This window comes from Streptomyces sp. NPDC058877, assembly GCF_042742855.1.
In the GTDB taxonomy this organism is placed as follows: Bacteria; Actinomycetota; Actinomycetes; order Streptomycetales; family Streptomycetaceae; genus Streptomyces.
Genome location: NZ_JBHYMF010000001.1, coordinates 24,877 through 46,075, shown reverse-complemented (window position 1 = coordinate 46,075; position 21,199 = coordinate 24,877). Strand labels below are relative to the sequence as shown.

Here is a 21,199-nt window from a genome sequence, read left to right as displayed (position 1 = left end):
CAGTCTGCCTCAGGACCCGGGCCCCGGTCCTTCCCGTTCCCCCGGATCCAGCGGTGGTGCCGTCACCCCGCAGTGGACCTTGCACTCCGGGTGGCAGTCCGCCGCCGCGGCCGGGGTCCGCAGGGTCGTCCAGGCGAGGACCGCCCCCACCACCAGGATCCCCGCGCACATCGGCATCGCCCGCCGGAACGTCGCCCCGAACTCCTCTGCCGAGCGGTACGCTTCCGGCCCCATCCCGGCCAGCAGCGGCAGCGCGGCCACCGCGATCAGCCCGGCGGCCCGGGCCGCCGCGTTGTTGATGCCGCTCGCGAGGCCCGCCCGCGCCACCTCCACCGAGGCGAGGACGGTCGCGGTCAGCGGCGCGACCAGGGTGGTCATGCCGAAGCCGAGCACCAGCAGGGCCGGCAGCACGTCACGGACGTACGAGGCGTCCTCCCCGACCCGCAGCATCAGCAGCATCCCCGCCGCGCACAGCAGCGGCCCGACCGTGAGGGGGATCCGGGGCCCGATCCGCTCCCCCAACTCGCCCGACTTCGCCGAGAGCAGCAGCATCAGCACCGTCGTCGGCAGCAGGGCCGTGCCGGCGCCGAGCGCCGAGTATCCGGAAACCACCTGGAGCTGGAGCGCCGCCAGGAAGAAGAAGCCCCCGAAGGCCGCGTACACGCACAGCGTGACCAGGTTGACCGCGGTGAACTGCCGTGAGCGGAAGATCGACGGAGGCACCATCGCCCGCTCCCCGCGCCGCCGCTCCACCACCACGTACCCGGCGCCGACCAGCACCCCCGCCGCTCCGGCCCACCAGGCCGCGCCGATCAGCGCATAGGTGACGAGGGCGAGCGCCGCCGCGCCCAGCACCGCGCCGAGCACGTCGAACCGGCCGTGCGCGGTCTCGTCCCGGGACTCCGGCACGTGCCGGAGGGCGACCGGCACGCAGACGGCGGCGAGCGGCACGTTCAGCAGGAACACCCACCGCCAGCCGGGGCCGTCCACCAACCAACCGCCGACGAACGGGCCGATCGCCGCCCCCACCCCGCCGAAGCCCGACCAGAGCCCGACCGCCCTCGCCCGGTCGTCCGGGTGGAAGCTCGCCTGGATCAGCGCGAGCGAGCCCGGCGTGAGCAGTGCCCCGCCGATGCCCTGGAGGGCACGGGCCGCGATCAGCACCCCGGCGTTCGGGGCGAGCCCGCACAGCAGGGAGGCCAGTGCGAACCACGCCACCCCGATGACGAAGACCTTCCGCCGGCCGAACCGGTCGCCGAGCGAACCGCCGAGCAGGATGAGCCCGGCCAGGGTCAGCAGATAGGCGTTGACCGTCCACTGGAGGACGGCGAGGTCGGCGCCCAGGTCGGTGCCGATGTGCGGCAGGGCGACATTGACGACGGTCGAATCGAGCAGCGCCATCCCCGAACCGAGGACGGTGGTGAACACGATCCACCGCCCCGTCCCCGAGGCCATCCGCACGTCCCGCGCACCCATGCCTGCCATGGTCCCCGCGACGGGGGCCGCGTGCACCTCGCCGCGGGCTTGTCGTCAGGTGCGCCTCCCCGCGGGCGCGTCGCCGGGGACGCGTTCCCGGCCCGGGGGGCGGGACCCGTTGCGGGGCGGCCCCGGACCGACTCACCGGAGCCCGGACGGTGCCCGGCGCCGGAGGGTCCGGCGTCCGAGAGAGGCCGGCCCCCGGGAGAGGCCGGCCCCCGGGGGATCCGGTGCCCGTCTCAGGCCGTGCGCAAGCGGTTCGCGGCACGCACGAGGGCGTCCACCCCCCGCTCGGCCTTGCTCCGGGGACAGCCGAGGTTCAGTCGGACGAAGCCGGGAGTGCCGTACACCCCGCCCGGCATGATCGCGACCTTCTCCGCCGTCACCAGCTCCTCCTGGAGCCGGTCCTCTTCGATCCCGAGCGGACGCAGGTCGATCCAGGCCAGATAGCCGGCCTGCGGCGGCGCCCAGTCGACCTCGGGCAGACCTTCAGCCAGGCGGTCCCGGACCATCCCCATGGTGCCCGCCACATAACCGCGCAGCGCGTCCAGCCAGGCCGCGCCCCGGCGGTAGGCGGCGATGTGCGCGGTGAGCGACAGCACCGCCGGCGAGGCGAGGCCCTCGCCGGTCTCCATGCGGCGGATGAAGGCCGTGCGCTCTTCGGGGTCGCCGACGATCCCGTACGAGCCGGAGAGCGCCGGGAAGTTGAAGGCCTTGGTGCCGGAGGTGATCAGGGCCCAGCGGCGGCCCCGGTCGGCCCCGGCGATCCGGGTCCAGGGAACGTGCCGGTGACCGTCGGTCGTGAGGTCGGCGTGGATCTCGTCGCTGATGACGGCCGCACCGTGCCGCTCCGCCAGCTCCGCGAAGACGGTGAGTTCCTCCTCCGTCCACACCCGGCCGGTCGGGTTGTGCGGGGAGCAGAGCAGCAACACGCGGCTGTCGGGGCGGGCCAGCTCCCGCTCCAGTGCCTCGGGGTCCCCGATCGGGATGCCCCTCAGCTCGCGGCCGAGACCGGTGACGGCCTTGCGGAAACCGTCGTACGTGGGGGTGTGGACGACGATGCCGTCACCGGGCTCGGTCCACATCTGGAGGAGCTGCGAGAGCTGGGAGAGCACCGAGGGTGCGTACACCAGCGCTCCGGGATCGATCGCGGCACCGTACCGGCTCGCGTACCAGTGGCGTATCGCCTCCCGGAAGTCACCGAGCCGCCAGTCCGTGTAGCCGAAGACACCGTGGTCGACCCGCTCGCGCAGGGCCGTGAGGACCTCCGGCGGAGAGGCGAAGTCCATGTCGGAGATGGTGAAGGGCAGCAGCTCGGACACGCCGAAGCGATCCGCGATGCCGTCCCACTGGACCGAACTGGTCCCGTGCCGGTCTATCTCCCGGTCGAAGTCGTACATCAGGCGCTCCCGTCGACGCACGGGGCCCGGCACCTCGGGAGGTGCCGGGCCCATCGCTCACACGTGCCTTCGGATCCGTGCTTACTTCAGCTTGGTGCCGGTCGAGCGCAGCGCGGCGCACGCCTCGGTCACGCGGACGGCCATGCCGGCCTCGGCCAGCTTGCCCCAGGTGCGCGGGTCGTAGGTGGACTTCTTGCCGACCTCGCCGTCGACCTTCAGGACGCCGTCGTAGTTGCGGAACATGTGGTCCACGACCGGACGGGTGAAGGCGTACTGGGTGTCGGTGTCGAGGTTCATCTTCACGACGCCGTTCTCGAGCGCGGTGGCGATCTCCTCGGCCGTGGAGCCCGAGCCGCCGTGGAAGACGAAGTCGAACGGGTCGGCCTTGCCGAACTTCGCGGCGACACCGGCCTGGAGGTCCTTGAGCAGCTCGGGGCGGAGCACGACGTTGCCCGGCTTGTAGACGCCGTGCACATTGCCGAAGGACGCGGCGAGCAGGTAGCGGCCCTTCTCGCCCAGGCCGAGGGCCTCGGCGGTGCGGATGGCGTCGTCGACGGTGGTGTACAGCTCGTCGTTGATCTCGTGGCTGACGCCGTCCTCCTCGCCGCCGGTCGGGGTGATCTCGACCTCAAGGATGATCTTGGCGGCGGCGGCCTTCGCGAGCAGCTCCTGGCCGATGGCCAGGTTGTCGGCGAGGGTCTCGGCGGAGCCGTCCCACATGTGCGACTGGAACAGCGGGTTCTCACCGCGGGCGACGCGCTCGGCGGAGATGTCGAGCAGCGGACGGACGTAGCCGTCCAGCTTGTCCTTCGGGCAGTGGTCGGTGTGGAGGGCGACCGTGATGTCGTACTTCGCGGCGACGATGTGTGCGAACTCGGCCAGGGCGACGGCGCCCGTGACCATGTCCTTGTTGTACTGACCGCCCAGGAACTCGGCACCGCCGGTCGAGATCTGGATGATGCCGTCGCTCTCGGCCTCCGCGAAGCCGCGCAGGGCAGCGTGCAGGGTCTGGGACGAGGTCACGTTGATGGCCGGGTAGGCGAACTTGCCTGCCTTCGCCCGGTCGAGCATCTCGTTGTAGACCTCGGGGGTTGCGATGGGCATTCGTCCGCTCCTTGTGATGTGCGGGGTGTGTGCGTTGCTGTCCCTGACCTAGGGGCGACGTCATCGTCGCGGCCCATCTTTCCAGACTCTTGTGCGGGCTCCCACGGTCACGGCACGACAAGGGGCGGGGGGTTTCACGTGAAACCCCCCGCCCCTTGACAAAGGTGCAGGTCAGGACCGTTTTGCTGGGGGTCCGGGACCTAAGTCACGACTTCGCGGCGGTTACGCCAGGTCGAGATCGGCCAGCTGGTAACCGGTGAGGTAGGTGAGGCCCGCCCCGGCGATGGCGTCGGCCGCGCCCCGGTCCACGATCGTGGCCACGGCCACGACCTCGCCGCCCGCCTCGCGGACGGCCTCCACCGCGGTCAGCGGCGAGCCACCGGTGGTGGAGGTGTCCTCGACCACCAGGCAGCGGCGGCCCTTGACGTCCGTGCCCTCGATCCGGCGCTGCATTCCGTGTGCCTTCTGCGCCTTGCGCACGACGAAGGCGTCGAGGCGCTGTCCGCGTGCGGCGGAGGCGTGGAGCATCGAGGTCGCGACCGGGTCGGCGCCGAGGGTGAGCCCACCGACGCAGTCGAAGTCCAGGTCGGCCGTGAGGTCGAGCATGACCTGCCCGACCATCGGCGCGGCCTCGCCGTCCAGCGTGATGCGACGCAGGTCGATGTAGTAGTCGGCTTCCAGACCCGAGGAGAGGGTCACCTTGCCGTGCACCACGGCCTTGTCCTTGATCTGCTGGAGCAGCTCAGCGCGTACGTCAGTCATGACCAGCAGCTTAGAGCCGCCGCCAGGTCCAGGTGCTCTCGACCTCCAGGGGGTCGATCGGGGTGACCAGGCGTGGCAGGGTGTTGAGCCCGTTCGGCGGACCGGACTGCGGTTCGACGCAGACGGCCTCGACGGGCTCGTCGTAGATCACGACCCATTCGGCCCGGCTCGCGACCTTCAGCTCCAGTTCGCCCGGCCAGGTGAGGGTGACGTCGACGCCGTCGGGCATGCCGAAGCAGTCGTCCCAGGCGCCGGGAGCCGGATGTCCCTCGCGTGCGCGGAGCAGGGCGCTCGGGGAGGGGTCGACGCGACGACCGGTGGGGAGGTGGTCCTCCCCGCGCTCCTCCTGCCAGGCGGGGGTGAAATCGATCCGCACGTCCTGACCGCCCCCGCCGAGGTTGCGCAGGAACCAGGGGTGCCAACCGGCCTGCGCCGGGAAGGAGTCCCCCTGGGTCTCGACGCCGAAACGGAGGGTGAGGGAGTCCTCGGCCAGCTCGAAGACCTGGGTGACCATGCCCCGGTACGGCCACGGGTCCCCGAGCTCACAGGTGAACACGGCCTCGGTCGCAGAGCTCCGGGCGGTCTTCCAGGCGAGCTCGCGGACGGTGCCGTGGATCGCGTGCGGGGCCGCGTTGATCGGAAGCCGGTGTGTGGTGGCGCCGTTGCGGAAGCGGCCGTTCTCGGTCCGCCCGCACCAGGGCGCCATGGGGAAGGCCCCGTACCGTTCGCCCTGGCGCAGCACTTCGGTTCCGCCGATGCGCAGGCTCTCGATCCGGCAGCCGTGCTCGGGGTTGATGGTCAACTCGGCGTCGCCCGCCGTCAGTCGCGTCTGCATGCTCACCCCCACGACCCTAATCGTGCGGCACCGGGAACGGGGACGACCGTGCCGACGAGGGCGCGGAGGCCCCGACGCCGTCCTGGACGGCGGAGGCGCCCGGGTCGTACGACGGCCGTCAGTGCGGAGTTTCCCGGGCCCCGGGGCGGCCCCTGGTCCACCGGTTCAGCGACGGCGGCGCAGCGCTCGGCCGACGACGACGGCGGAAGCGAGCGCGAGGGCTGCGGCCGGCGCGATCCAACGCAGCGTGGCGCCGGCGCTCATCGCCTCGGGGGCGGGCACGGGGGCGTACCGGCCGCGCGGCGGTGCGTGGTCGACCTCCTCGGCGCTCCGTCCGATCATGGTCCGGCGGGCATGGGCGGCTTCGGCCGCGGGCTGGGGGGCGGGGAACTCGATCGAAGCCTCGTCGAGGACCGGTTCGAGGATGGGCGGCGGTACCGGGGCATCGGCCCCGGAGCCCTCCTCGGTCGGCTCCTCTGCCCCGTCGTCGACCTTGTCGTCGACGTCGTCGCTCGCACCGGCCCGGACGGCGTCCGGTTCCACCGGCTCTCCGGCCAGTGCGGCCAAGGCCTCCACGAACTTGCCGAGCAGCTTGGCAGCCGCTGCGGAGCGCGCTTCCCCGGTCGCCTCGGCAAGCCGGCCGTCCGCCGTGAGCGCACCGGTGAAGCTGAGGCTGGTGCCCTCGTCCACCGGAGTGAGGACGACGGTGAGGGACAGCTCGGCCGACCCCTTGCCGCGGGCCTCGGTGCCCTGGCCCTCGTAGGTGATGGCACCGTCCCGCTCGACGACCCGCAGGGCACCCCGATAGGTGATGGTGTTGCCGCCCACCCGCACCTTGAGCCGGCCCGTGAGCGGGACCGCCTCCATGTCGGCGTCCTGCTGGAGACCGGGCACGCAGCGCACCACGCGGGCCGGGTCCGCGAGCGTCACGCGCAGGGCTTCGGACGGGACCGGAACGAACACCTCATGCTCCATGGGAACCGAGCCTACTCAGGCGAGGGCACGGAGTCGCCTGTTTGTCCTCAGGGGGTGTCCCGCCGGTCAGGCGCCGTACCGGGGGTGCACGAGGGTCGACGGGGGCGGTGCGGCACCACGGGTCCGTTCGGCCCGGCGTGCCGCAGCCTCCAGGCTGCCGGGGTCGAGGGAACGCAGCCGGGGCACATCGGGGGCGAGGCCGAGGGCGGGCGGGCGGTCGCCCCGCACGGCGAGGAGGAAGCCCCAGTCGCCCGGGCCGCGCCCGGTGCCGCTGACGCGGTCGGCGCGATCGGGTCCGGCGGCGAAGCCGGGGGTGCGCCCGCTCGCGCTGTACGGGCGGGTCGCGAAGCCGACGGCGCGCAGGGTGGCGTCGACGGTCCAGTAGGTGCGCGGCCGGTCGATGGCCGATCCGGCGTGCACGACGAACCGTCCCGAGTCGGCCAGGACCCGTGCCACCAGTCCGTAGAACTCCTCCGAGTAGAGCTTGGCGCTGGGGGTGATGCCCGGGTCGGGCAGATCGGAGACCACCACGTCGTACCGTTCCTGCAGAGGTGTGACGGCGCCCCTCAACCAGTGGAAGGCGTCCGCGTGGACCACTCGGACGCGCGGGTCGCGAAAGGCCCGTGCGTTGAGCGCGGCGAGCGCCGGGTCGGTGCGGGCGAGGCGGACGACCCCCGGGTCGAGTTCGACGACGGTGACGGAGCGCACTCCGGGGTAGCGCAGGACCTCACGCGCGGCCATGCCGTCGCCACCGCCCACGATCAGCACGCGTGCGTGCGCGCCGTTCATCGCGGGGTGGACGAGCGCCTCGTGGTAGCGGTACTCGTCCCTGCCGGAGACCCTCAGACGCCCGTCGAGGAACAGGTCGGGCAGCTCCTGGCCGCCCCCGGTCACCACGACTTCCTGGAAGTCGGTGTGGAAGGCGACGCGCACCCGCTCCCCGTACACGGCCCGGCGCGCGGCCTGTTCGAAGTGGTCGACGAGGACGGTGGCCGTGCCGAGGACGGCGAGCACGGCCACGTTCACCGCGACGAGCAGCGACCGGGAGCGGCGGGTGAGGTCGCGGCGGAACACCCAGAGGACGAGGCCACCGCCCGCGATCGCGTTGACCGCGCCGGTGACCAGCGCGCCGGTGAGCTGGCCGAGCCAGGGCAGCAGCAGGAAGGGGAAGGCGAGACCGCCGACCAGGGCACCGACGTAGTCGGCGGCGAAGAGGTCGGCGACCGTCCCGGCGGCGTCGTCCTGCTCCCCCGGCGAGGCCTTGCTGCGGGGGCGTCCGGACCGGCCCCGGCCTGCCCCGCGGAAGCGCCGCGCCCTGCCGCGGGGCCCCGACAGACGGAACCGGGCGGACCGGGCGGACTCGCCGGACCGGGCGGAACGCCGGGACGGGTCGATCCGGCCGGCGGGTCGCTGTATGAGCGACATCAGGAGGGGGATCTCCGCACCGATGAGCACCCCGATCGCGAGCGAGAACGCCACCAGCACGTAGCGTGATTCGCCGAACCAGGCGAAGGCCGCGTACAACACCATCGCCGAGCAGCCGCCGACCAGCGCGAGCCCGGCCTCGACCAGGCCGAAGCCGACGGCGGCACGGCACCGCAGCCGCTTGGCCAGGAGCGACCCCACTCCCATCGCGAACACCATCACGGAGAGCACGACGGATGCCTGGGTGACGGAATCGCCGATCAAGTACGAGGCGAGCGCGACCAGTTCGAGCTCGTAGACCAGGCCGCAGGCGGCACAGACGAAGACGACCGCGAGGACCGAGAAGCGAACCGTCTCGCGCGACCGCTCGGCCCGCCGCACGGGTGGCCGCCGGACCCGCTCGGGCGGCACGGTCACGGTCGGCTCGATCATGTCCGTAACGCTACGTCACGACCCGTGCGCTCCTTGTCACCCACACGAGTGCACATGGGCGTGCAAGAGGGCGCATCAGAGCGTGGCGGGCATGCGCACGCCGATCCGGGTCCTGGTCACCACCAACTGCCCTTCCTGCGGGTAGGCGTGCCAGGTGCGCCAGCGCACCTGGCCCTCGTGACGCTGGGCCAGCATCGCCGTGAAGGCGTGCGGGGAGCCCGGGAAGGTCCCGGCCAGCCCGTGCGGATGGTCGGCGACGAGCGCGAGCAGTTCCTGTGCGCGCCCCGCGAAGGAACCCTGCGACAGGGTCTCGACGTGCGCGGCGAATTCGTACTCCCATTCGCCGACGCGCTTGGACACGCCGAGCGGGAGCGGGGTGCTGCTTCCGGGCATGCAGGCCACGGTCTCCGAGCAGTGTCGCCCCCCTTCCTCCAGAAGGACCTGATGGGAAGCGCCGAGAAGCCGCAACTGCAGCTTGGCACCGGTGAGTTCGAGGTCGAGAACGGCAAGCGCGGGCAGCGGATCGCGCCCGAGGGCCCAGGCCAGGTCGGCCGCACGCGTATCGGTGTAGGAGGTCTTCAGGGTGGTGAGCATGGGTCGGCTCCGCAAACACGGTTTGACGGGTGGGCCGGGGGCGCCCCGGAGAAGGTTCTGCGGGAGTGGGGGATCGCCGGCTCGGGTCCACACACGGTCCGAGGGCTGTCTCTGTCAGGAGCGAGAGAACCACGGACCCCGGGCGACTCGCAGCGTTTTTACCCAACTTGCCGTGGTTTCCAACCCCTTCGGGGACCCCACAGTTCACTTGTTCAATCGAAATCGATCGACATGTCCGCACCAACGACTGGTCCCGCCCACCACGGGACGCCGAGGACTCAGCAACCACCACCACAGCTGGAACCACAGGAACTGCTGCTGGAACCACAGGAACTGCTGCTCGACCCGCAGGAGCTGCTTCCGCCGCAACTGCTCCCGCCGTCGATCCAGGCGCCGCTGCTCGCCCGCCCCCCGGCCCGACTGACGGACCGACGGGTGGACCGCGCGGCGGGCCGACCTGCCGACCGCGCGGCGGACGTGCCGGCGGCCCGCGTGGCCGACCGCACGGCGGAGCGGCTGACGGGCCGCAGGGCGGGCCGCTTGCGGCCGTGCCGGCGCAGGACGTGGAAGAGCAGGCCCGCGAAGGCCAGCACCGCGATGACCAGTCCGATGTTTTTCATGGGTGGTACCCCCCGTTCTTCTGTATGGATGGGTTGCCCCGCCCCCCACGCGACCAAAGCAGACTTGAGCAACTCCAGAGCTTGGCCCCGGACGGACTTGGCCCCAGGATGGCGGACATGACACGACCGCTGCTCAATCGCCGCCTCGCCGAGTTCGGAACGACGATCTTCGCGGAGATGTCCGCGCTCGCCGCCAGGACCGGGGCGATCAACCTCGGCCAGGGTTTCCCCGACACCGACGGCCCCGAGCAGATCCGGGAAGCAGCGGTCCGCGCCCTGCGCGACGGTCGCGGGAACCAGTACCCGCCGGGCCCCGGCGTCCCGGAACTGCGCCGGGCGGTCGCCGACCACCAGCGCCGCTTCTACGACCTGGGGTACGACCCCGACACGGAGGTCCTGGTCACCGCCGGCGCGACCGAGGCCATCGCCGCCGCCCTGCTCGCCCTCGTCGAGCCCGGCGACGAGGTCGTCGCCCTGGAGCCGTACTACGACTCGTACGCCGCCTGCATCGCGATGGCCGGAGGCACCCGCGTCCCCGTCACCCTCCGCCCCCACGGGGACTCCTACGTCCTCGACCTCGACGAACTGCGGGCCGCCGTCACCGACCGGACCCGACTGATCCTGCTCAACACCCCGCACAACCCGACCGGGACGGTCCTCACCCGGGCCGAGTTGACCGCCGTGGCCGAGCTCGCGGTCGAACGGGACCTCCTGGTCGTCACGGACGAGGTCTACGAACACCTCGTCTTCGACGGTGCCGAGCACATCCCCCTCGCCACCCTGCCCGGCATGCGCGAGCGCACCGTCACCATCTCCTCGGCCGGCAAGACCTTCTCCTTCACCGGCTGGAAGGTCGGCTGGGTCAAGGCTTGTTGACCTACCTATTACGGATACGGGTCGCGTTGGACGTCCAAGCCCCAGCTTCCGCGTCATCAAGAAACCCAAATTGCGTGCACTTCATCATAGGGGCTTGAATCTTGGCCGTGCGCCTAGGAAAATCCCAAACGACGTGCTCGCTGCGGCGTACGGCCTGCCTCTCCTACTGTCCTTCCTGCAGCCAGGGATCACGCGGCTGGCAGACCCCTCGACCTCGGGAAGGAACCGAACGTGCAGCTGAAATTGATGTACGTGATGATCGCGCTCCTCGGAGCCCTCGTAGCCGCCCTTGCGGGCAGCCTCGTAGCCGTCATGGAGGGGGGGCGGGGAACCGAGGTCGTCAAGTCGGGCGCCAAGACCTTCGCCGTCGCTCTGCCGCTCCTCATCGTCGTCCTGACCGCCCTGGGTGTGGTGGGCGCATGAGCGACACGACGGCCCGAGGGCGCGCAGCGCGGACCGGACACCCCTCCCCGTCCGATCAGACGCTTGAGCAGATGTCCCAACAGCTCACGCAGCTCTCCCGGTTCATGCACTCGGCCGAGGCGGCCCGGCTCGTCCTCGGCCTGCTGTACCTGAGCCGGATTCCGCGGGACGCCGCCAGGCCCGGGGTTCCGACATGGGCGTGGTTGGTCAATCGCGCTACGGAAAATCCTTCGGAAGTCCGCAGGGCCGTGATCGAGTGCCTGGCCCACTGGCTCCCTTCCATCGAGGACCCGGACGCGGGAGCGATGCGTCTTGTGCCCGAACTCCCAGCCAGCTCCACCAGGCATCTGCCTGCTCTCATCCATGCCATCGGCTCCACCGAACAGGTTTCCCCTCTGCTCGACAAGTGTCTGCGAGACCTCTCAGCGGCCCAGGCCGACGGCAGCAACTACTTCACACCCGGCGACCTGGCGCGCCTCATGGTCGGCGCGGCGGTCCCGCAGGACGGGAACAGCGTGCTGGACCCGGTCTGCGGCTCAGGTGGTCTGCTGGTCGAGAGCCATCGCTACGTCCACGAGCGTGTCGGACTCAACCCGACCATGTTCCTGCAGGGTAAGGAACAGCACGCCCCTTCTTCTCAGGTGGCCCATATGAACCTCGCGGTTCGGGGCATCAGGGGCCGCATCTTCCCGCCCGGAAACAGCCTCGCGCAGCCCGAACCCGAGCGCCACGACATCGTTCTGGCCAACCTCCCCTTCAACCAATCCGCCTGGGCGCCCGAGGGCGACGCCGAACCGGGCTACGGCCGACCACTGCGCTCCGCCGCCGATCCGCGGTGGCCGGAGGAACCCCCGCCCCGGGGCTCCGCCAACGCCGCCTGGATCCAGCACATCGCGCATGCACTGGCGCCGGCGGGACGAGCCGTCTTCCTGATGGCCGACAGCATGGCCACCAGCCGACAATCCGCACCCCGAAGACTCCGCGAACGTCTACTGCATGCCGACCTCGTCGAGTGCGTGATCGCGCTACCGCCTCGCGTGTTCGGCCCCTCCAAGGCCACAGCCTGTCTGTGGGTGCTCAACAAGGACAAGCGCGCACGACCCGGCTGGGGTTCCTCGGACCGTCGCGGCCAGGTGCTGTTCATCAACGCGCGGCGCGCCTACGAACGGGTCCCGGACTCAAGGTCACGGCGGCTGGGCGAGGAGAACACGGCCCGAATCCTGAGCACTCTCGCAGCCTGGCGGGGCCTCTCCGAGAGCGGTGCCGCAGCGTTGCCGTACAGCGACGTCCCCGGCTGGTCCCAAAGCTGCTCCACCAAGGAGATCACGAGCCACGAGTACAGCCTCATGCCGACTTCGTACGCCGTGGAACCGCCGAGCCCGGAGCGGGACACGCGGAGCCACATCGAGCGGCTCAAGTTCGAGCTGACCGATCACCTGGCCCACATGCACGACCTGGAACTGCGACTGCTGGACGCCTTGGAGGAGATCTGATGGGAGCCGGTACGCCTCAGGCCGACACGGGTACGTCGGCATGGCCGACGGTCTCTCTCCGCGGGCTCGAACGACTCGGCCACAACATCCACACAGCCTGTGGCTTCCTCGACGACAAGACCGCAGAGAGCACCCCAGGAGTGGTCAGCTCGACCTTCGTCCGGGACGGCAGGATCCTCTCTCCCCGGACCAACGAGTGGGTTTCGGGTGTACCTCCACGTACCCGAGCCAGCCTCAGGGAGGGTGACCTGGCGGTCGTACTCGTCAGACGCGCGGGGGATTCCGCGCTGGTCACCTCCGAGCACGCGGGGTGGCCCGCAGCCCGGTCGATCGGCATCATCCGCGCGGAGCCGCGCCTTGTGCGGTGGCTGCACATCTGGTTGCAGACGCCCACCGCGAAGGCCCGGATCGATGAGGACGTGACGGCCCACGTCGAGCCGACCGTAAGCCTCGACACCCTCCGTCGCATGCTGTTCCCACTGCCGCCGCCCGACGTCATCACTCACTACCACCGGGCCTTCACCCTCATCGAGGAGACGGCCGCCGTCTACCAGCTGACCGCGCGCAAGACAATGGAACTGGCCGACGCACTCCACAACACGGTGGCGGCTTCAGGTCCGCCCTGGGGCTCACGACCGCTGGCAAAGGTCGCCCGTCTGAAGTCGGGTACCGGTTCCGAAAGCTCACTCCCACCGGCACCTGCGGATCCGACCGTCGACGTGATCGCACCCAGGGACCTCTACGACCTTCCCGTGCCCCACGTCCACCGGTTCCGCCTGACCGGGCCGGCGCGCGACGGCGCGGTACACCCTCCAGGCACCTTCATGCTCAGCACCCGCTCCGACGGCGCGCACATCGCCGTGTCCAGCCGGGCGGCGACCCCCCTCAGAAGCGTCGTCGCCGTGCGGCCCCTGGACGACGAGGACGCGTGGTGGCTTCTCCACGAGCTCAGAAGCCGGAGCAAGGCGATCGCGGAACTCGCGCAGGGCCAGAACCGCCGCGAGATCTCCGCCCTCCGCCTGAAATCCCTGGCCCTCACCTGGCCGGATCACTTCACGCGCGCCGGCTTCCACCGGGTCGTCGAGCCTCTGCATTCTACGGCACGACTCCTCGTCTCCAAGATCGCGACGTTGCACGCACTGCGGGACGCTCTCCTGCGCGACATCACGGCGAAGGCCGGTGTGCTCCGAGAGCCGTAGGAGCAGGGCCTCAGTCTGCCGGCACCACTGGGGATGGAGGGCCTCGATGAGTCAGGATGGGGCCTGCAGACTCAATGGGTACCCGAGTGAGAACGGTGGAGCGATGAACACCAGGCCACTGCTAAACCGCAGGCTGGACGGGCTCGGGACGACGATCTTCGCGGAGATGTCGGCCCTGGCGACAGCGACGGGCGCGATCAACCTGGGTCAGGGCTTCCCGGACACGGACGGCCCGGAATCAGTACGTGAGGCCGCCGTACGAGCGCTGCGCGACGGCCGCGGCAACCAGTACCCGCCGGGCCCGGGCATCCCGGAGCTCCGCCAGGCGATTGCCGACCACCAGCACCGCTTCTACGGCCTGAGCCTCGACCCCGACACGGAAGTCCTGGTCACCGCGGGGGCGACGGAGGCGATCGCGGCGACCATGCTCGCGCTGCTGGAGCCCGGTGACGAGGTGATTGCCTTCGAGCCCTTCTACGACTCCTACGCGGCCTGCATCGCCATGGCCGGCGCGAAGCGCGTACCGCTCACCCTGCGCGCCCCGTCCTTCCGCCCGGACCTGGACGAACTGCGCACCAAAATCACCCCGCAGACCCGCCTCCTGCTCCTCAACACCCCCCACAACCCGACCGGCATGGTCCTCACCACCGACGAGCAGAGCGCCATCGCCGCGCTCGCCGTCGAGCACGACCTGCTCGTCGTCACGGACGAGGTATACGAGCACCTGGTCTTCGAGGGCACGCACCACCCCATCGCGGCCCTGCCCGGCATGCGCGAGCGCACAGTCTCCATCTCCTCCGCCGGCAAGACCTTCTCCTTCACCGGATGGAAGGTTGGCTGGGCCATGGCGGACGCCCCGCTCATCGCCGCTGTCCGCACCGCCAAGCAGTACCTGACGTACGTAAGCGCGGGCCCCTTCCAGTACGCGATCGCCGAAGCACTCCGCCTGCCGAACACGTACTTCGACGGCTTCCGCACCGACCTGCAACGCAAGCGCGACCTGCTCGGCGACGGCCTGCGGGCGGCCGGGTTCGAGGTCTACCAGCCCCAGGGCACGTACTTCATCACCACCGACATCCCCCCCTCCTTCGGCGAGAAGGACGCCTACGCCTTCTGCCGCGCCCTCCCGGAACGCTGCGGCATCGTCGCCATCCCAAACTCCGTCTTCTACGACGACCCCGACGCCGGCCGCATCCAAGTCCGCTTCACCTTCTGCAAGAAGGACGACGTCCTCACCGAGGCCACCACCCGCCTCCAAGTGTTGGCTTCCTGACTTGGCTCTTCAGACAACTTTGCAATCAACCTGACCGTGCACCTGGACCGCGCCGCTTGGACTGCCCTGACCACAACCCTCGTCCACGCGGAAACCGCCTGCCACAAGCCGCGACGACTCTAGCCTCGCGCTTTCATGAAGCGGGCTGTCCGACGGGTGGTCAGGTAAGCGAGAAGCGCCTCTGACCAGCAAGAATGAGGATTGTCGAGGTCCTTGTTCCTGCCACCGTCGGAGGCACTTCCCAGGTGAAGAAGCGTATCGGGTCCTATCCACGCGTCCGCGTCGAGGGCGGTGGCCGTGGGGTGGTGTCCCAGGCCGGGGCCGTGCTGCTGGTCGAGACGGTCCGCAAGGCCGGGCTGGACCAGGCGATATCGGCGGCGCTTGCGCCGTGGCGGCGGCCGCGGGCGGTGCACGATCCGGGGAAGATCCTGCTGGACGTGGCCCTCGCGGTCGCGATGGGCGGGGACTGCCTCGCGGATGTCGGGACGCTGCGGGCCGAGCCCGGCGTGTTCGGGCCGGTGGCCTCCGACCCGACGGTCTCCCGGCTCGTCGACGCCCTCGCCGCAGCTGGGCCGAAGGCCCTGTCCGCCATAAGGGCCGCTCGGGCCGAAGCGCGTGAGCGCGTCTGGAAACTGGCCGGCACTGCGGCGCCGGATGCCGCGGGGCAGGTGACCGTGGACCTGGACGGGGTGCTCGTGCTGGCCCACTCCGAGAAGCAGGACGCCACCGCGACCTGGAAGAAGACCTTCGGACACCACCCCCTGATGGGCTTCGTGGATCACGGAAGCGGCGGGAGCGATGAGCCGGTCGCCGGCCTGCTCAGACCGGGCAACGCAGGCAGCAACACCGCCGCCGACCACATCACCACGGCTGGGCTCGCCTTGGCGCAACTACCGAAGAAGCACCGGCGCGGACGCCGGACGCTGATCCGTACCGACTCCGGCGGCGGCACTCATGAGTTCGTCGCCTGGCTCGCCCAGCGGGGCAGGTGGCTGTCGTACTCGGTCGGCATGACCATCACTGAGCAGATTCACCAGGCCGTCCTCAAGGTTCCCGCCCCGGCCTGGACGGCAGCGATCGAGCCCGGCGGCGAGATCCGGGACGGGGCGTGGGTCGCCGAGATCACCGGCGGCTGCCTCAAGGGCTGCCCGAAGGGAATGCGGCTGATCGTGCGGAAGGAACGGCCCCATCCCGGCGCCCAGTTGCGGATCACCGACGCCGACGGACTGCGGCTGACCTGCTTCGCCACCAACACCACCGACATGCCGATCGCGGCACTGGAGCTGCGGCACCGCCAGCGGGCACGGGCCGAGGACCGCATCCGGGCCGCGCGGGCCACCGGCCTGCGCAACCTGCCCCTGCACGACACCGCGCAGAACCAGATCTGGCTGGAGATCGTCCAGCTCGCCATGGACCTGCTGGCCTGGATGCCGATGCTCGCTCTGACCGGCGAAATCCGCAGGTGGGAGCCCCGCCGTCTCCGGTTCCGCCTTCTCTCCGCCGCCGCCCAGATCGTCACGACCGCCCGCCGCCGGCACCTGAGATTCGCACGCCACTGGCCCTGGACCGACGTGATCACCGACGCGCTGGCGCGGCTCGAAGCTCTCCCAAATCCCGGCTGACCAGCACGTTCCCGTCCCTGCGAGCAGTATCACCCCGACCGGAGCCGTGGAACCCGACGCCCACCCGACGCGACAGCCGGGCCATCAGCGCGCCCGCCACCGACCCGAACAACCGAAACGGCCCGCCGAAGAAGCCGACGGACCGTCACGAAAGATCGAGGCTAGTACTGCAGCCGGAGATCTTGTGACGTTGCCTGGGTGTCGTCGTTGACCGGACATGATGCAGGGTGTGACGGCTGAGCTGATAGCCGAGTGGCGTGACGAACTGGCGGAGCTGACGGGCTCGTTGGGGCATCTCTTCAATCGGCCTGAGCCGAGGGTGGTGTTCGCGCAGTTCATCGAGGGGCTTCTGGCTGAGCTGCCGAGGAAGAACGGCTGGACGCTCGCGGAGCGGGCCGGGCACGCGACCGCAGACCGGATGCAGTGGCTGCTGAACGGGTCGGTGTGGGACGCGGACCTGCTGCGTGACGCGGTCCGCGATTACGTGGTGGAACACCTGGGCGAGGCGGAGGCGTCGCTGGTCATCGACGACACCCAGGCCCAGAAGAAGGGCACCAGATCGGTCGGGGTCTCCTTCCAGCACTGCGGCCTGACGGGGGATGTGCGCAACTGCCAGACCATGGTCATGCTCACCTATGCCACCCCGACCGGGCACGCCTTCATCGACCGCCGCCTCTACCTGCCCGAGGAATGGACGTCCGACCGGGAGCGCTGCCGGACGGCCGGCATCCCCGACGAGGTGTCCTTCGCCACCAAGCCCGAACTGGCCATCGCCATGCTCAAGGACGCCCTGGCCGCCGAGGTCGCCTTCTCCTGGGTGCTGGCCGATGCCGGCTACGGACGCGACCCGCAATTACGGGTCTTCTGCCACGACAGGGCCCTGCCCTACGTGTTCGGCGTCCCGGCCGATCTCCCCCTGGACGGCCCGCCGGGCAAGCTCCGCCACCCGGCCGTGAAACGCGCCGACGACCTCCTTCACTACGCCCGCGTCCGCGACCAGTGGGAACGCCGCCCCTGCGGCTTCGGCGCCAAGGGCGAACGGCTCTACGACTGGACCGCGTTCGCCGTCGAGGTCAAGGAGGAGGAACCGGCCGAGGGCTTCTCCCGCTGGCTTCTCCTGCGCAGATCTCTCCACCCCAACCGGCGGGGCAAGGACGGCGAACTCCACCGCGAGGTCGCCTACTTCCTGATCCACGCGCCCGCCGACACCACCATCAGCGACATCATCGCCCGGGCCGGCGGCCGCTGGCAGATCGAGGAGGACAACGAGATCAACAAACAGCTCGTCGGCCTCGCGCGGTACCAGGTCCGCAAGTGGACGCCCTGGCACCGGCACGTCACCTCCTGCATGCTCGCCACCGCCTTCCTCGCCGCCCAGCGCGCCGCCTTCCCCGAAGCCGAAGCCGATCCGGACCACGATGGCACCCCGGGAAAAGTCCCTGTCACGGCCGAGAGCGAGGCCACCGGCTGATCCCCGGACCGCTCCTGCGGCCCTCGGCCCACGCCATCCGGCACTGCCTCGCCGCCACCCACCTCAACCCCCACCATCCCGTCGAGACCGTCCTGGTCTGCGACTTCTGGCGCCGACTCCACCAGACCCGCGCCCTCGTCAGCCACTACCGCCGCCGCGGCGACCCTCTCCCACACCACCTACGAGCCTGGGCCAACCATCAGCCGATCCCACCGATCACTGACCCTCAAGATCTCCGGCTGTAGTACATGTTGCAGTTTTTCTCCTCCGCGCCACGGCGCGATCACGTTGCTTCGAAGTGTGCAGCCAGGGTACCGGCGGCAAGGTGACTACAAACTCATCTGAGCGCAGACCGATGCAGGTCAGCTGTGGACGAGGAGGGCCAGCGGTCGTTCGTTGGGGCCGGCCCATGTGCGGTGAGGATCTTGGAGGCGTCTTCACGGAAGGCGGTATCCCGAACGAAGAACGGCGCTCTTCCCGACAGCATCACGCTTTCCAAATGTTCGTACGGGGTCCAGCAGGGGTCTTGGGCGTCTTGACCTGCGACGGAGCTTCGGGGCCCTGTCTGGACGGGGGCGAATGAGACCAGATCGACTCCGCGAGAACCTCCGGTGCCGCTCACTTCCTCCCGGTGGTTTCGGCGATCGCCGGGCGAGGGGATCAGCAGACCTGGCTCAATGGACCCATGGAGATGGGTGAGCATTGGGCCTACCGGGCGAGGCCGAAGGAGTTGGGCGGCCCGGTTCGTCGGGTCGAGGTCGTACGGGTAGGTGGTCGTGGCCGGGCTGATTGGCTCCACGTGCGGTTCCTCGACGGTGACGACGCCGGACTGCAGGAGTGGGTCGACGCGACTTCCCTCGTGGGGCGCTGGGAGGACGTCGCGGCGTTTCGTGCGGATGACGCGAGCGAGCTCGCTCTGGCCAAGGCGTCGCGGCACGTGCGGGGAGGCGCCGACTTCGAGGCCGCACGGTTGATCCTCGGGTTCGTCCGCCCGAAGAGCAAGCTGCGACTGCGGCGCAGTGTCGCGGACGCAGGGATCCTGGAGATGGGCAGTCTCGACGGCAGCGCTCCCCTTGTCGGCATGGATCCCGCGGACCTGCGAGGCGGCCCGATGGTCTACGAGAACCGCCACGGCATGTGTCTGGCCGGGTGGCCGGTCACCGAGCGCATCGCGCGCCTCGTGGCCGACCGCCTTGCCGAGGACATCCTGCCGGAGGTGGACCGCAGGCAGCAGGCCATCGATCAGGAGCGCATGCAGTCTTCCTGGTACTCCTACAGCCGCCGGGACGACCGCAAGCTGGACGCGGAAGCGGCCGTCCTGCGGACCGTCCGGGAGTGGTGCGGTCAGGACAAGGCCGAGCGCTACGACGAGCTGGTCGCCCTGCGCGAGGAGGTCGTCCGGCTCGGGAAGCTCGTGGAGAAATCGGTGAAGGCCCTACGCGACCGCGGGCACGGCGTCATCGCCTCCACCATTGAGCGCGACCTTGGGGTCCATATCTCCAGCCTTGGTCCAGACGTTCGTCGGTGAAGCCGTGCCACCGCTCCGGCTCCGGCTTGGGCGGTTCGGCCTCCGCCTTGGGCTCATCCTGCTTTGGAGGCTTCTCTTTCTCTGGCCGCTGCGGGTGCCAGCCGTCGAGGAAGGGCCTTAGCTGGTCACCCGTGGGTTCCGCGTGGAGGCTGTGGCCGGTCAGGCTCCTGCCGGCCACGGTCGGGTCGATCCGGTCAGCCTCCGCCTTCCCCCACGTAGACCACTCGCGCAGTCGTCCGGCCTCGTGGGCGTCGTCCGAGGCGGAGGCGGCCTCATCGAGTGCGGCGCAGAAGGCCCGCATTTCTCCTGCGGTTCGCCACTGGGCCAGAGCGGTGCCGAACCGGTCGACCCGTACGGCGTCCACTGCCTTGATCGTCGCGACGCTGACCGCCGCTTCCCATTCTCGCCGCGTGCGCTCCTTCTTCTCTGCCTTCCGCCGGCGGTGCTCCTCTTCTTCCTGGGCCTCTCGCAGGCGGCGTTCCTGCTCCTGCCGCTCTCGCTCCTCACGCTGACGCTGTTGCTCCGCCTCCCGCGCCAGCCGGGCCTGCTCCTCTTCCTCCGCGCGGGCCTTCAGTGCTCGAAGGACGGCATCGATCTGGTCCTCCAACGGCTTCTTGGCGGCGTCGGACCATTCCTTCGTCCAGTCGTAGCGGTAGCCGTAGCTGTACCCCGATTGCTGGGCCACCTGCAGCTCCAGCTCGCCGGACGGTTCGAGCCGGTGGGCCGGGGTGACCCGCTGCCAGTCGTACGTCCGCCGGCCCGGCTGCGTGGGCACGTACCGGACCTGCTTCTGCCGTTCCTTGAAGCTGATCTCGTACGTCCTGCCATGGACCGTGAGCAGCGGCCGCACCTGCCTACGCTTCTTCGACACCGCGATATCGCCGTGCCTCGCGAGGGCCTGCTCGGCGAGGAGCCGAAGGAGAGAAAGCACCCGTGGCAGTACCTCGTCCGAGATCTCGAAGGCGCTGTGGTCCGCGGTGACCGCCGCGATCACGTCCTCGACGTCTGTGATCACACGGCTGCGTGCCAGGCGGATCCGGTTCCACTCGGTGTCGTCCTCGCCCGTCACCCGGAGCAGGCCGAGGAAGAAGTCTCCCTTTGCCCGCCCGCTGTACTTCAGGTGTAAGCCGTCCGGGGCACACTGCCGCGCGGCGTCGAACGCCCGGCGATAGCGGGCCCGCTCTTCGGCACTCGGATCCGGGATCCGAAGGAATCGGCCGGCCTTCTGCACCTCCGCGATCAAGGCCGCGCCGATCTCCGCTGGTGACTGCCGTGGCGGCTTCGCAGGGCGCGCTGGCGCCGCCTTCGCCTCGGGCGGGGGCGTTGCCCGCCGACGGAGAGGTGCCGCAGCCTCCGGCTTCGACTCGGCGGCTACCAGCCGCTGCTTGCGCGGGGCCGGCTCGGGCCGGTCCGGATGGTGGCCGTGTTCCAGGTAGAAGCGACCGTCATCGGTGATCCCCGCCTGCCACTTCCCACCATGCCTGGGCATGGTGATGAGGCCCCGGCCCTTGAGGGCACGGGCGGTGTGAGCGAGTTCCGGGCTGGCTGAAGTAACGGGATCCGTTCCCTTTCCGATGCGAGTGAGCAGGGCCAGCTGTCGATCGTTGAGCGGCGACCATCGGTACATGGTGACCGTCGTACCGGTCCCACCAAGCGGCACACAAGCGGAACGGTGAGGTTCCCGCGTTCGC

At 70.3% G+C, this 21,199-nt stretch carries 17 protein-coding genes and 1 pseudogene; 8 read left to right on the top strand and 10 right to left on the bottom strand.

Annotation, left to right across the window (positions count from 1 at the left end; all coding sequences use genetic code 11):
• Nucleotides 1–9: 9 nt before the first annotated feature.
• The 9 genes from ACFW2Y_RS00210 to ACFW2Y_RS00170 all read right to left on the bottom strand — a co-directional run bounded on the left by ACFW2Y_RS00210 (nucleotide 10) and on the right by ACFW2Y_RS00170 (nucleotide 9,623).
• On the bottom strand, nucleotides 10–1,476 hold the full coding sequence (locus ACFW2Y_RS00210; RefSeq protein WP_384871169.1) for an MFS transporter: 1,467 nt from the start codon (nucleotides 1,474–1,476) through the stop codon (nucleotides 10–12).
• 239 nt (nucleotides 1,477–1,715) lie between these two features.
• Nucleotides 1,716–2,876, bottom strand: coding sequence for a MalY/PatB family protein (locus tag ACFW2Y_RS00205; RefSeq protein ID WP_384871347.1), 1,161 nt, complete (start codon nucleotides 2,874–2,876; stop codon nucleotides 1,716–1,718).
• An 81-nt stretch (nucleotides 2,877–2,957) separates the two neighbouring features.
• Nucleotides 2,958–3,980: a class II fructose-bisphosphate aldolase gene (gene fbaA / locus ACFW2Y_RS00200; RefSeq protein ID WP_030206146.1), complete on the bottom strand. Its 1,023-nt coding sequence runs from the start codon at nucleotides 3,978–3,980 to the stop codon at nucleotides 2,958–2,960.
• A 222-nt stretch (nucleotides 3,981–4,202) separates the two neighbouring features.
• Nucleotides 4,203–4,742 carry an orotate phosphoribosyltransferase gene (pyrE, locus tag ACFW2Y_RS00195; RefSeq protein WP_015034616.1) on the bottom strand — a complete coding sequence of 180 codons (540 nt, stop codon included), beginning with the start codon at nucleotides 4,740–4,742 and terminating at the stop codon, nucleotides 4,203–4,205.
• A gap of 10 nt (nucleotides 4,743–4,752) precedes the next feature.
• Complete coding sequence (locus tag ACFW2Y_RS00190; RefSeq protein ID WP_384871344.1) at nucleotides 4,753–5,577, bottom strand: aldose 1-epimerase; 825 nt, start codon at nucleotides 5,575–5,577, stop codon at nucleotides 4,753–4,755.
• A gap of 165 nt (nucleotides 5,578–5,742) precedes the next feature.
• Nucleotides 5,743–6,552, bottom strand: a complete 810-nt coding sequence (locus ACFW2Y_RS00185; protein ID WP_384871166.1) for an SRPBCC domain-containing protein — start codon at nucleotides 6,550–6,552, stop codon at nucleotides 5,743–5,745.
• Nucleotides 6,553–6,618: 66 nt separating this feature from the next.
• Nucleotides 6,619–8,409 carry a spermidine synthase gene (locus tag ACFW2Y_RS00180; protein ID WP_384871163.1) on the bottom strand — a complete coding sequence of 597 codons (1,791 nt, stop codon included), beginning with the start codon at nucleotides 8,407–8,409 and terminating at the stop codon, nucleotides 6,619–6,621.
• A gap of 75 nt (nucleotides 8,410–8,484) precedes the next feature.
• Nucleotides 8,485–9,003: a DUF2617 family protein gene (locus ACFW2Y_RS00175; RefSeq protein ID WP_384871160.1), complete on the bottom strand. Its 519-nt coding sequence runs from the start codon at nucleotides 9,001–9,003 to the stop codon at nucleotides 8,485–8,487.
• A 278-nt stretch (nucleotides 9,004–9,281) separates the two neighbouring features.
• Nucleotides 9,282–9,623: a hypothetical protein gene (locus tag ACFW2Y_RS00170; protein WP_384871157.1), complete on the bottom strand. Its 342-nt coding sequence runs from the start codon at nucleotides 9,621–9,623 to the stop codon at nucleotides 9,282–9,284.
• 117 nt (nucleotides 9,624–9,740) lie between these two features.
• On the opposite strand from ACFW2Y_RS00170, the pseudogene ACFW2Y_RS00165 reads away from it, so the two are divergent.
• From ACFW2Y_RS00165 to ACFW2Y_RS00130, 8 genes and pseudogenes are all read left to right on the top strand, one after another.
• Nucleotides 9,741–10,493: pseudogene (locus tag ACFW2Y_RS00165) on the top strand (aminotransferase class I/II-fold pyridoxal phosphate-dependent enzyme); the annotation flags it as partial.
• 237 nt (nucleotides 10,494–10,730) lie between these two features.
• Nucleotides 10,731–10,922, top strand: coding sequence for a hypothetical protein (locus ACFW2Y_RS00160; RefSeq protein WP_384871155.1), 192 nt, complete (start codon nucleotides 10,731–10,733; stop codon nucleotides 10,920–10,922).
• A 71-nt stretch (nucleotides 10,923–10,993) separates the two neighbouring features.
• A complete protein-coding gene (locus ACFW2Y_RS00155) occupies nucleotides 10,994–12,415 on the top strand; it encodes an N-6 DNA methylase (RefSeq protein ID WP_384871152.1) in 1,422 nt (473 codons plus the stop codon).
• The gene (locus ACFW2Y_RS00150; RefSeq protein WP_384871150.1) at nucleotides 12,415–13,614 is read left to right on the top strand and encodes a hypothetical protein; all 1,200 of its coding nucleotides are present in this window, start codon (nucleotides 12,415–12,417) and stop codon (nucleotides 13,612–13,614) included. Before ACFW2Y_RS00155 ends, ACFW2Y_RS00150 begins: the two co-directional genes overlap by 1 nt.
• A gap of 103 nt (nucleotides 13,615–13,717) precedes the next feature.
• Entirely contained in the window at nucleotides 13,718–14,887 is a 1,170-nt protein-coding gene (locus tag ACFW2Y_RS00145; protein ID WP_384871148.1) for a pyridoxal phosphate-dependent aminotransferase, read from the top strand.
• 245 nt (nucleotides 14,888–15,132) lie between these two features.
• Complete coding sequence (locus ACFW2Y_RS00140; protein WP_384871145.1) at nucleotides 15,133–16,509, top strand: IS1380 family transposase; 1,377 nt, start codon at nucleotides 15,133–15,135, stop codon at nucleotides 16,507–16,509.
• Between the two features lie 229 nt (nucleotides 16,510–16,738).
• On the top strand, nucleotides 16,739–17,980 hold the full coding sequence (locus ACFW2Y_RS00135) for an IS701 family transposase (protein WP_384871142.1): 1,242 nt from the start codon (nucleotides 16,739–16,741) through the stop codon (nucleotides 17,978–17,980).
• Nucleotides 17,981–18,665: 685 nt separating this feature from the next.
• The gene (locus ACFW2Y_RS00130; RefSeq protein ID WP_384871139.1) at nucleotides 18,666–19,508 is read left to right on the top strand and encodes a PE-PGRS family protein; all 843 of its coding nucleotides are present in this window, start codon (nucleotides 18,666–18,668) and stop codon (nucleotides 19,506–19,508) included.
• Here the strand turns inward: ACFW2Y_RS00130 and ACFW2Y_RS00125 are convergent.
• A complete protein-coding gene (locus ACFW2Y_RS00125) occupies nucleotides 19,438–21,135 on the bottom strand; it encodes a PE-PGRS family protein (protein ID WP_384871136.1) in 1,698 nt (565 codons plus the stop codon). The two genes, ACFW2Y_RS00130 and ACFW2Y_RS00125, sit on opposite strands and share 71 nt — an antisense overlap.
• Between the last annotated feature and the right edge of the window lie 64 nt (nucleotides 21,136–21,199).